This is a genomic window from Mediterraneibacter agrestimuris, from assembly GCF_943193195.1.
In the GTDB taxonomy this organism is placed as follows: Bacteria; Bacillota; Clostridia; order Lachnospirales; family Lachnospiraceae; genus Schaedlerella; species Schaedlerella agrestimuris.
Window position 1 is genome coordinate 1 of record NZ_CALPDG010000074.1, and the last position, 9,982, is coordinate 9,982.

At 37.9% G+C, this 9,982-nt stretch carries 11 protein-coding genes and 2 pseudogenes; 8 read left to right on the forward strand and 5 right to left on the reverse strand.

Going from position 1 to position 9,982, the window contains the following annotated elements; translation table 11 throughout:
* The 5 genes from NFS18_RS19875 to NFS18_RS18300 form a co-directional block, all read right to left on the reverse strand.
* A partial coding sequence (locus NFS18_RS19875; protein ID WP_334301874.1) for an IS3 family transposase occupies positions 1–153 on the reverse strand: 153 nt, incomplete at its 3' end.
* Positions 154–164: 11 nt separating this feature from the next.
* Entirely contained in the window at positions 165–746 is a 582-nt protein-coding gene (locus tag NFS18_RS18285; protein ID WP_004082302.1) for an IS3 family transposase, read from the reverse strand.
* A gap of 68 nt (positions 747–814) precedes the next feature.
* Positions 815–997: a hypothetical protein gene (locus NFS18_RS18290; protein ID WP_251392866.1), complete on the reverse strand. Its 183-nt coding sequence runs from the start codon at positions 995–997 to the stop codon at positions 815–817.
* A gap of 18 nt (positions 998–1,015) precedes the next feature.
* Positions 1,016–1,501 (reverse strand): helix-turn-helix domain-containing protein, encoded by a 486-nt coding sequence (locus NFS18_RS18295; protein WP_004082303.1) that lies wholly within the window; start codon positions 1,499–1,501, stop codon positions 1,016–1,018.
* Positions 1,485–2,177: a hypothetical protein gene (locus NFS18_RS18300; protein ID WP_004082304.1), complete on the reverse strand. Its 693-nt coding sequence runs from the start codon at positions 2,175–2,177 to the stop codon at positions 1,485–1,487. The genes NFS18_RS18295 and NFS18_RS18300 overlap by 17 nt, the downstream gene beginning before the upstream one ends.
* Positions 2,178–2,294: 117 nt before the next feature.
* Here NFS18_RS18300 and NFS18_RS20025 point away from each other — a divergent pair.
* The 8 genes and pseudogenes from NFS18_RS20025 to NFS18_RS18340 form a co-directional block, all read left to right on the forward strand.
* Positions 2,295–2,528 (forward strand): annotated as a pseudogene (locus tag NFS18_RS20025) (lytic transglycosylase); the annotation flags it as partial.
* Positions 2,529–2,647: 119 nt separating this feature from the next.
* Positions 2,648–3,790 carry an ABC transporter ATP-binding protein gene (locus tag NFS18_RS18310; RefSeq protein WP_016221426.1) on the forward strand — a complete coding sequence of 381 codons (1,143 nt, stop codon included), beginning with the start codon at positions 2,648–2,650 and terminating at the stop codon, positions 3,788–3,790.
* 2 nt (positions 3,791–3,792) lie between these two features.
* The gene (locus NFS18_RS18315) at positions 3,793–4,656 is read left to right on the forward strand and encodes a carbohydrate ABC transporter permease (protein WP_004074538.1); all 864 of its coding nucleotides are present in this window, start codon (positions 3,793–3,795) and stop codon (positions 4,654–4,656) included.
* Entirely contained in the window at positions 4,656–5,573 is a 918-nt protein-coding gene (locus NFS18_RS18320) for a carbohydrate ABC transporter permease (RefSeq protein WP_005342464.1), read from the forward strand. The genes NFS18_RS18315 and NFS18_RS18320 overlap by 1 nt, the downstream gene beginning before the upstream one ends.
* A 92-nt stretch (positions 5,574–5,665) precedes the next feature.
* Positions 5,666–7,045: an ABC transporter substrate-binding protein gene (locus tag NFS18_RS18325; RefSeq protein WP_004074544.1), complete on the forward strand. Its 1,380-nt coding sequence runs from the start codon at positions 5,666–5,668 to the stop codon at positions 7,043–7,045.
* 131 nt (positions 7,046–7,176) lie between these two features.
* Positions 7,177–7,914, forward strand: a complete 738-nt coding sequence (locus NFS18_RS18330; RefSeq protein WP_016221425.1) for a glycerophosphodiester phosphodiesterase — start codon at positions 7,177–7,179, stop codon at positions 7,912–7,914.
* Positions 7,915–8,718 carry an HAD-IIA family hydrolase gene (locus tag NFS18_RS18335; protein WP_016221424.1) on the forward strand — a complete coding sequence of 268 codons (804 nt, stop codon included), beginning with the start codon at positions 7,915–7,917 and terminating at the stop codon, positions 8,716–8,718.
* A gap of 81 nt (positions 8,719–8,799) precedes the next feature.
* Positions 8,800–9,957, forward strand: a pseudogene (locus NFS18_RS18340) (IS630 family transposase).
* The last annotated feature ends 25 nt before the right edge of the window (positions 9,958–9,982 follow it).

The window sequence follows — 9,982 nt, forward strand, 5'->3', positions numbered from 1 at the left end:
ATAATAATCTATGTAATTACTTATCGTTTCTACCAGTTCTTCCCGGTCTGTAAATCGTCTCCCATAATACATCTCCCTTTTTAATATTCCCCAGAATCCTTCCATCGGACCATTATCAATACAGTGTGCCACTCTGGACATACTCTGTTTCATATGGTGCTTTTTCAGACGGTTGCAAAACGCTGGGCTTGTATATTGAAATCCTCTATCCGAATGAAAAAGGGATGCGCATCCGGTTCTGAAAACACCGCCTCGTCAAACGTATCCATTACAAGGGCATTATCATTACGGCTACTGATTTTAAATGCTACAATCCTGCGGTCACACAGATCGAGGATCGCACTCAGATAAATTTTGTGAACTTCTAATCCGGTATAATATTTAAACTCTGTTACGTCTGTCAGCCATTTCTCATTTGGACGGTCTGCATGGAATTCCCGATGAAGGTAGTTCTTTGCAATATAAACCGGATTTCGTTCTGCTTTTGTACAGCTCTTCGGTCTCCATTTGATAGATGACTGGATTCCTATCTTACGACAAATCCGCAGAATCCGTTTATCATTAAAGGGCATTTCATAATTTACAGCCAGTTCATCACGGATCCGTCGGTATCCCATATCTGGATGGAGGTGATGAATCTCTTTGATTAAATCTGCAATCTGTTCATTTTTGCGCTCGCTTTCACTCTTCGGATACCTCAGCCAATGGTAATAGGCAGAACGTCTGATCCCAAGGCAACGACACATTTGTCTGACCGGATATCCTTTTGTTTCAGCCAGTTCCCTGACGGCCTGATATTCACATGATTTATGTATTAGAGAAAACGATGCCCCCTTTCTAATTCCCTTACTTTTTTTAACAGGTCATTCTCCATTTGTAGATCTTTGTTCTTTCGTTCCAGTTCTGCTATGCGATCCCGCAGTTCTTCTTCCGGTGTACGGATTGGTTGAGATCCGGCACGCTTTCCCCGTCGGTCCTCCAGTCCTGCACTCCCCATCTTTTCGTAGCGGTTTACCTAATTTCGTACCTGCTGATAAGAACAATTATATTTCAGAGCCATTGCCCCGTAATTCCGATTATGTGAAAGGCAGTCTTTTACTACGGCAATCCGTTCTTCCAATGTTGTTTTTCTGGCTTTCTTCATGGTGCTACCTCCGGTAAGTTCTTTTAATTCCTTACCTTCATTATACACCTTAATCCAACTCATAAGCTGAACATGCTGCCGGATTCCAAATCTTGCACATATTTCATCCAAAGAACCTTCCCCAGAAAGATAGGATTGTACAGCCTTCAGCTTCAAGTCTTTTGGATATTTCTTGTTCGTTTTCGGTGTTAATAATCCTTGCGGACCTTCTGTCTTATAGATCCGGATCCAGTCCTGGACACTCCGTTTGTTCACACCGCATACTTTGGCAGCACCTTTTTGACTAATTTCTCCATTCAGATACTGCTCTACAATTTTTACTTTCTTCAGTGCATCAATTTTACTTTTTCTGGACATAAAATACCCCCAAGTAGGTTTTTTTATATTTTAGTGTCCTACTTGAGGGTATCATATCAAGTGTTTGAAACTGCTTGGCGGTTTCCTCGTCCATCGGAAGAAGCTGCCCAATCTGTCCGGCAATCATAGCAGTTACATCGTCCATAGAAAGCGGCTCCTGCTGGTGGTCTTTCATGGTTTCCTGCATGGTTTGGAACATAGCGGCGGTCACAGCTTCTCCCGGCTGTTCTCCGTTGTCCATATCTTTCTTAATATCTCGCAGGATAGCAAGAAATACATTCTTGATTTTTTCAATCTCCGCTTCATGTTCTCCCATCTTCTGTGCGTTCAGAAGTTGCAAATCCTGTCTTGCTTCTGCCCGATGTTCCGGGTGTTCTTTCATCAGATCGGACAGGAAAGCTGTTGCCAGTTCAATCAGCTGGTTTCTTGCCATGATACCCTTTGTCGCTGTGTCTTGAAAATAAATCCGTATCAAATCCATCAGTTTCGGGAAGTTCCTGTGTTCCAACAGACGGTTGAGGATTTGCATATCGACTGTACCTGTCACAAGCCCTCTCACAGCTCCCTCGGACAATCCTAATTCAGAAATATCATAGCTTTTACGGACACTCAAAGTGGACAAACCCAATATGTAGTCCGTTGATTCCTGATCTGTTAGTTCATAACGTCTTGACATAATATCAGCCCCTTTTTCTTTATTTTATCATGAAAGAAGGGCTATAAACAAATATTTTGTACACTTTTTAATTTTCAAACACGCTCTAGAAAGTTATAGAAGATGGGAGGTGTGTGATTGAAAGATATCAAAGAAAAAGTGCGGGATCAAAGTCCGAAGATCCGAAATCCAGCCTCCCGTCTTCCAAAGGAACTGGTGCGTTCTGCTATGCTGGAAACGAAAGAATAGTCCAGTATTGTGGCAGATAAGATGGGAAGAGAAACGGGAGAGGAATCCCCGGTGGAATATGCCGGAAACCGCATCCAGCGTGTGGAACAGCGGGTTGGAAAGGAAAGCGTAGATTACATTTATTTAATATATATTTTACAGAAACAAGATAGAGAGATAGACCTGAAATCTGATAAGATAACTCTCGGACATCAATGAACTAAAAAAGAAAACAGTGTTTCTAACTGCGAAGGAGGAAAATAATGGCAGAAATGGCATTAAGAAATGTCTGTAAGCAATTTGATTCAGCACATTATGGGGTTAAGAATTTTAACTTGGATATTCATGATAAAGAATTTGTAATATTTGTTGGACCTTCAGGGTGCGGAAAATCAACAACACTAAGGTTGATTGCAGGCTTGGAAGAAATTACAGATGGTGAATTGTGGATAGATGGAAAGCTGTGTAATTATCTGGAACCAAGGGAGAGAGACATATCTATGGTATTTCAGAATTATGCACTATATCCTAATATGACGGTTTATGAAAATATAGCATATTCTTTGAAAATAAGAAAAGTGCCGAAGAAGGAGATTGATAAAAGGGTAAAGGAAGTTGCAAAAATATTAGAAATTGAACCGCTTTTGAAGAGAAAACCTGTAGCATTGTCAGGAGGACAGAAACAAAGAGTTGCTATTGGAGCAGCAATTATAAGAAAACCAAAAGCATTTTTGATGGATGAACCATTATCAAATCTGGACGCAAAGTTAAGAGCCCAAATGAGAGTGGAGCTAAAGAAAATACATAATCAATTAGATACAACAATTATCTATGTAACGCATGATCAGACAGAAGCTATGACTCTCGGAACTAAAATTGTGGTTATGAAAGACGGCGAAATTCAGCAAGTGGATACACCACAGAATATTTATAGTAATCCTATTAATAAATTTGTTGCAGGTTTTGTTGGTTCACCTTCAATGAACTTTATTGCATGTGATGTTGAGGAAGAAGCAGGGAAAGTTGTTTTGATTTTTGCAATTAATAATGCAATCAAAAAGATTTATCCGAATAATCATGATGCACAGCTTATTCGAGAAAAATATATGGGAAAAAGAGTGATTCTTGGGATTCGTCCGGAAGATGTTTATGAATATGAGGAAGCAAAAAAAAGAAAAATCGATTTGAACAGTGTAGGAATTGAAGAAGAGATAGTGACCCGTGAAATGCTTGGGGCTGAGGTAATGCTATATTTTGAGGAGCAAAACAGAACACATGCAGTGAAATTAGGTCCTGAAAACAAGACTCGCATTGGAGAAAAGATACAGTTGTTTTTTGATACAGACCAGATTCATATCTTTGATATTGAAACAGGTAGAAATATTTTATATAGGGAAAGGAATTAAAAATGAAGTCAGGAAAAAAAATTGAATTTGCACCATATTGCTATCTGGTGCCTAGTATGCTGATATTTGCAGTTTTTTTATTCTATCCTTTTTTTAAGACTATTTATTTAAGCTTATTTATGACGAATAAGATGGGACAGGCAAAATTATTTGTAGGACTTCAGAATTACATTGATTTACTTAATTCAAAATCATTTCAGAACAGTTTAAAAGTAACAGTTGTTTTTGTTTTGATTGTTGTAGTTGGTGGAATGTTACTAGGTTTAGTAGCTGCAGTGTTGTGTAATAAAGCATTTCCAGGAATTCGTGTGTTTAGTACTGCATATGCGCTTCCTATGGCAATTGCATCTAGTTCAGCAGCTATGATTTTTCAAATTATGCTTCACCCTACGGTAGGTATTGTGAATAAGCTTCTCGGATTAGATATTAATTGGTTGAATGACCCACGTACAGCCTTGTATTGTGTTGCGATTCTGACGGCTTGGCTTAACAGTGGAATAAATTTTCTTTACTTTTCAGCTGGTTTGGGGAATATTGATGAGACAATCTATGAGAGAGCTTCTGTAGATGGAGCAAGTGGAGTGCAACAATTTTTTCATCTGACACTCCCAGGATTGTCACCGATCATGTTTTATACAGTGGTTGTTAATATCATTCAGGCATTCCAGTCATTTGGGCAGATCAAAATTTTGACAGAAGGAGGACCAAATGAATCGACAAACGTAATTGTCTATTCAATTTATAGAGATGCGTTTTTTAATTATCGTTTTGGAAGTGCCTCTGCTCAGTCAGTTATTTTGTTTATCATTATAATGCTTGTAACACTTGTAATGTTCCGAATGGAAAGAAAAGGGGTAAATTACTAATGAATCAGATTGATAGTATGGCAATTCCAGTGGAAGGCCGTATGACAACAGAAGAATTATTTGAATTAAAAAATAAGATGAATACAAAAGCGCTTGCAAAAAGAAGGAGTAAAACAGTTTTGCGTGTCGTAGCAAATATTGTATTTGCAGTAGTTATTTTACTTCCGCTTTTGTATGCAATTAGTATTGCATTTATGCCATCAAATGAGTTGTTTACAACAGAATTGAATATTGTACCAAAGCATCCAACAGTTCAGAATTTTATTGATGCATTGAGAACAGTTCCGTTATTGCGTTTTATTGTAAACTCGTTTATAATGGCAGGTTTTATAACTGTAGGGCAGATAATTTCTTGTTCTTTGGCTGCATTTTCCTTTTCGTTTTTGGAATTTAAAGGAAAAGGGATTCTATTCGCAATAGTTATGGCAACCATGATGGTACCTGGAGAAGCAACGATTATTTCAAACTATTTGACGGTGGCGAACCTTGGAATGTTAGATACCTATCCGGTTCTGATTATTCCATATTTAACATCCGCAATGGGGATTTTCTTATTCCGTCAGTTTTATATGACATTCCCAAAATCATTGTATGAGTCTGCAAAATTAGATGGATGTACAAACCTTAAGTTTATTGTAAAAATATTAATGCCACTGACTAAGTCGGCAATAGGAGCGATGGCAGTATATACGTTTATTAATGCATGGAATATGTATATGTGGCCATTACTTGTTACAGGATCAAACAATATGCGAACAGTTCAGATTGGTATTAGTATGCTGGACAGCATCGATTCCCAGTCAATAACATTAATGATTGCAGGTGTTGTTATGATTATTATCCCGTCTATTTCAATTTTTATCGTCGGACAAAAACAGCTGATTCGCGGAATGTTTTCTGGAGCGGTAAAGGGATAACAATATTATGGTAGGAGCGGAAATGTGTAATAGAAAGAATCATTTCCGAATCTATAAATAAGTGTAACTACACAAAAAATAGGAGAGTAGAAATGAAGAAGAAACTAGTATCATTATTACTTACAGCAACAATGGTAATGGGCGTTTTGTCCGGATGCGGAAATGGAAAAACGTCAGTTAGCCAGACCGGTGATACTTCTACGGATGAAAAGGTAGAAATGGCAGCGGCAGATGATGTTGACGGAACAACAATTACATTCTGGCATTCTATGGGTGGCGTTAACGGACAGGCAATTGACACACTGGTAAATAAATTTAATGAAGAAAATGAATATGGTATTACAGTAGAAGCACAGTATCAGGGGGAATATGATGATTCCTTAAACAAACTGAAAAGTGCGCAGATTGGAAACATGGGTGCAGATTTGGTACAGGTATATGAAATCGGAACCAGATTTATGATTGAGTCTGGTTGGGTTGTTCCAATGCAGGAAATGGTAGATGCAGATAATTATGATGTGTCACAGATTGAACCGAATCTTGCAGCTTACTATACAATTGATGATAAGCTTTATTCTATGCCGTTCAACTCATCAACACCAATCATGTACTACAATAAGGATATGTTTGCGCAGGCTGGAATCACAGAAGTTCCAGATAGTTTGGAAGGCATTTCAAAGATTGGCGATCAGCTGATGAATCAGGGTGGTGCAAGTGAAGTAATGTCTCTTGGTATTTATGGCTGGTTTTTTGAACAGTTTGTTGGAAAGCAAGGACTGGATTATGCAAACAATGGAAATGGACGTGACGATGTCGCAACAGCCGTTGATTTTGATAAAAACGAAGCTGCAAAAAATATTTTGACAGAATGGCAGACCCTTAATCAAGAAGGATATGCACCAATTGTTGGAAAAGGTGGAGACGCAGGATTGGCAGATTTCTCAGCAGGAAAATCAGCAATCACTCTTGGTTCAACAGCATCACTGAAACAGATCCTTCAGGATGTTAATGGTAAATTTGAAGTTGGAACAGCATATTTCCCGAAAATCAAAGAGAGCGATGAAGGTGGAGTATCTATAGGTGGTGCCTCTCTGTGGGCTTTGAATAATCAGGATCCAAAGAAACTTCGTGCAACATGGGAATTTGTAAAATTCTTGATTTCACCAGAATCACAGGCTTACTGGAATGCACAGACCGGATATTTCCCAGTTACAACAGCAGCACATGAAGAGCAGACCTTCAAAGATAATATTGCACAGTATCCACAGTTTCAGACAGCAATTGATCAGTTACATGATTCTTCACCAGAATACTGTGGGGCATTATTAAGTGTTTTCCCAGAGGCAAGAGCAACTGTAGAATCTGAGATTGAGAGCATGCTTAATGGAAAAGAAAGCGTTGATGAAGCCGTAACAAATATGGCTGATACAATTAATAAATCTATTGATGATTATAATACAGTAAATAACTAATATCTGCGAAGAAGTGAGACTGTAATTACAATCGAATAAATGATAGACAGAGGATCAGGGACAAAGAAAAGTCCCTGATTCTTCCATTACTATTGATAATGATGGATTATATTAAGAAAAGAGGAAAACAAATGACAGAGATATTTGCACATAGAGGAGCAAGTGGATATGCTCCAGAAAATACGATGGATGCGTTCAAACTTGCAGTTAAACAAGGAGCAGAAGGAATAGAGTTGGATGTCCAACTGTCAAAAGATGGAATTCCGGTAGTTATTCATGATGAAACAATTGATCGTGTAACAAATGGTCATGGATATGTCAAGGATTATACGTTAGAAGAGTTGAAAAACTTTACAATAATGAAAGGAAAATATCAGGAATATGAGCATTCTAAAATACCGACTTTGGAAGAAGTGCTGGTATATGCAAAAAAAGAAAACTTGACCGTAAATATAGAATTGAAAACAGGCATATATTGGTATCCTGAAATTGAAGAAAAGACAGTGGATCTTGTGAAGAAAACTAAAATGGAAGATCTAGTGATATATTCATCCTTTAATCATTACAGTATTAGGAAAATTAAAGAAATTGCACCTCAGGCAGAAACGGCCTATCTATATAGTGACGTGATTCTGCAGATTGATAAGTATGCAAAAAATGAAGGGGTTAATGGTTTACATCCCGCAGTTTATCATGTAAAGATGGCCCATTTTTTGAAAGAATATCTGCAGAGCGGATTAAAAGTGCGCGTGTGGACGGTGAATCAGGAATCGGACATGAAGATGTTAATAGATTCAGGAATTACGGCGATTATTACTAATTATCCGGATAAAGCGCGAATGATACGAGAAGAAAGTGAGAGAGGGTAGATGCTTGGAGATAAAAAATTATTTCTGTTAGATATAGATGGAACTATTTGTAAAGGAAATCAGTTGATTGGAGGTACAAAAGAATTTTTGAGTGATATTGAGAAAAATGGTGGAAAATATATATTTATTACCAATAACGCAACTCGCAGTATTGATGATTATATTCTTTTTTTTCAACAACTTGGAATTATGACAAATCACAGTAATTTCCTGACAGCATCTTATGCAACAGTATACTATCTGAAAAAATATCATCCAGGAGAATTGATTTATGTTATGGGGACAAAATCATTTATTCGAGAACTAAAGAAAAATAAAATTCGTGTTACGACAGATGGTGAGGATGAAGAGATTAGTTGTGTTTTAATTTCATATGATAATCAGCTAACTTATGAAAAAATATCTGATACATGCAGGTTGCTTAGTACGAAGAAAGTGGACTATCTTGCGACAAATCCAGATTATGTATGTCCGATTGAATTTGGATATGTGCCTGATTGTGGAGCAATTTGTGAGATGCTTAATCACGCAATAAAAAGAATGCCCCATTTTATTGGAAAACCAGAACCAGATATGGTTGAATTGGCAATAAGTCGAAATAACTATAGAAAAGAAGAGACATTAGTTGTGGGAGATCGCTTATATACAGATATGCTTTGTGGACACAATGCGAAGGTGGAAACTGCAATGGTTTTAACTGGAGAGGCGACGAAAGAAGAAGCAGAATGCTGTCCCTATGGGCCAGATTATTTGATGCAGTCGGTTGCGAGTTTGCATAAAAAATGGTTGGAAGAGATAATATAGTATAGAATAGATTAAATTTCTGCTATATATTTTTGAGATAATGTATGGTAAAATAGTGTTATCTAAGAAGGGATGAACGCTATGAGAAAAACATATCTTCCTCTGTCAGATGAAGACAGGAATTACCTTAAATCATTATCCAAAAAGAGAACCATTCAGGCGCAAGTCGTGGACCGCACAAGAATCCTTTTATATAAAGCCGATGGAATGACATTGCAGGAAATTGCTGATAAACTTTCAATCAGCACCACAACGGTACGCCTTTGTATTTCTAAGTTTCATAAAGGTGGTTTAGATGCTGCACTGTTTGATGCTCAGCGTCCAGGACACCCATCCGAAATCACCGACGACGCTAAGGCATGGATGATTAGTATTGCGTGTCAGAGACCGGCAGAACTCGGTTATGCGTAGGAATTGTGGACATTGACTTCTCTCCACAAATACATTCAGAAGCATGCAGAGGAAGCAGGATATCCAAGACTTTCAACCGTTACGAAACCTTATATACAGAAATTCCTCAAGGAACAGGATATGAAACCCTTTAAAATCAAATATTACTGCAAAAAGCGGGATCCTGATTTTGAAACCAAAATGCATGAAGTCCTGCTGGTTTACAAACAGATAGAGATGCAGTTTGATGAAAATGGTAATCTCATTGTTCCAGACGATTATAAATTGACGATTACAGTATCCTATGATGAGAAACCGGGTATTCAGGCAATCTCCAATACGGCACCGGATTTACGTCCGACACCAGAACATGGAGAGGTATATCGTGATGCAGAATACAAACGTCTTGGAACTCTCTCTTTGCTGGCAGGCATTGATCTGCTTACGGGAGAAGCTATCCCGTTAGTAAGTGAGACTCACAAGAGTTCTGATTTTATTGAGTTTTTAAAGATATTGGACAAAAAATATCCATCACAGGATACGATCCGGATCATCCTGGATAATCATTCAGCGCATACTTCCAAAGAAACACGGCGCTTTCTGGATACGATGCCAAAGGGACGTTTTAAATTTGTGTTTACCCCGAAACATGGCTTCTGGTTAAACATGATTGAAAGTTTCTTCAGTAAGATGACCCGGCAGATGCTTCGTGGAATCCGTGTCAATACCAAAGAGGAATTGGAAGAACGAATTTACAGGTATTTCGATGAAGTAAATTGTGAGTCTGTGATTTATCACTGGAAATATAAACTGGATGAAATCAGCGAAGAGGAAGCGGCATCTGTTTAATATAGCAATTATTTAGTATTCGTTA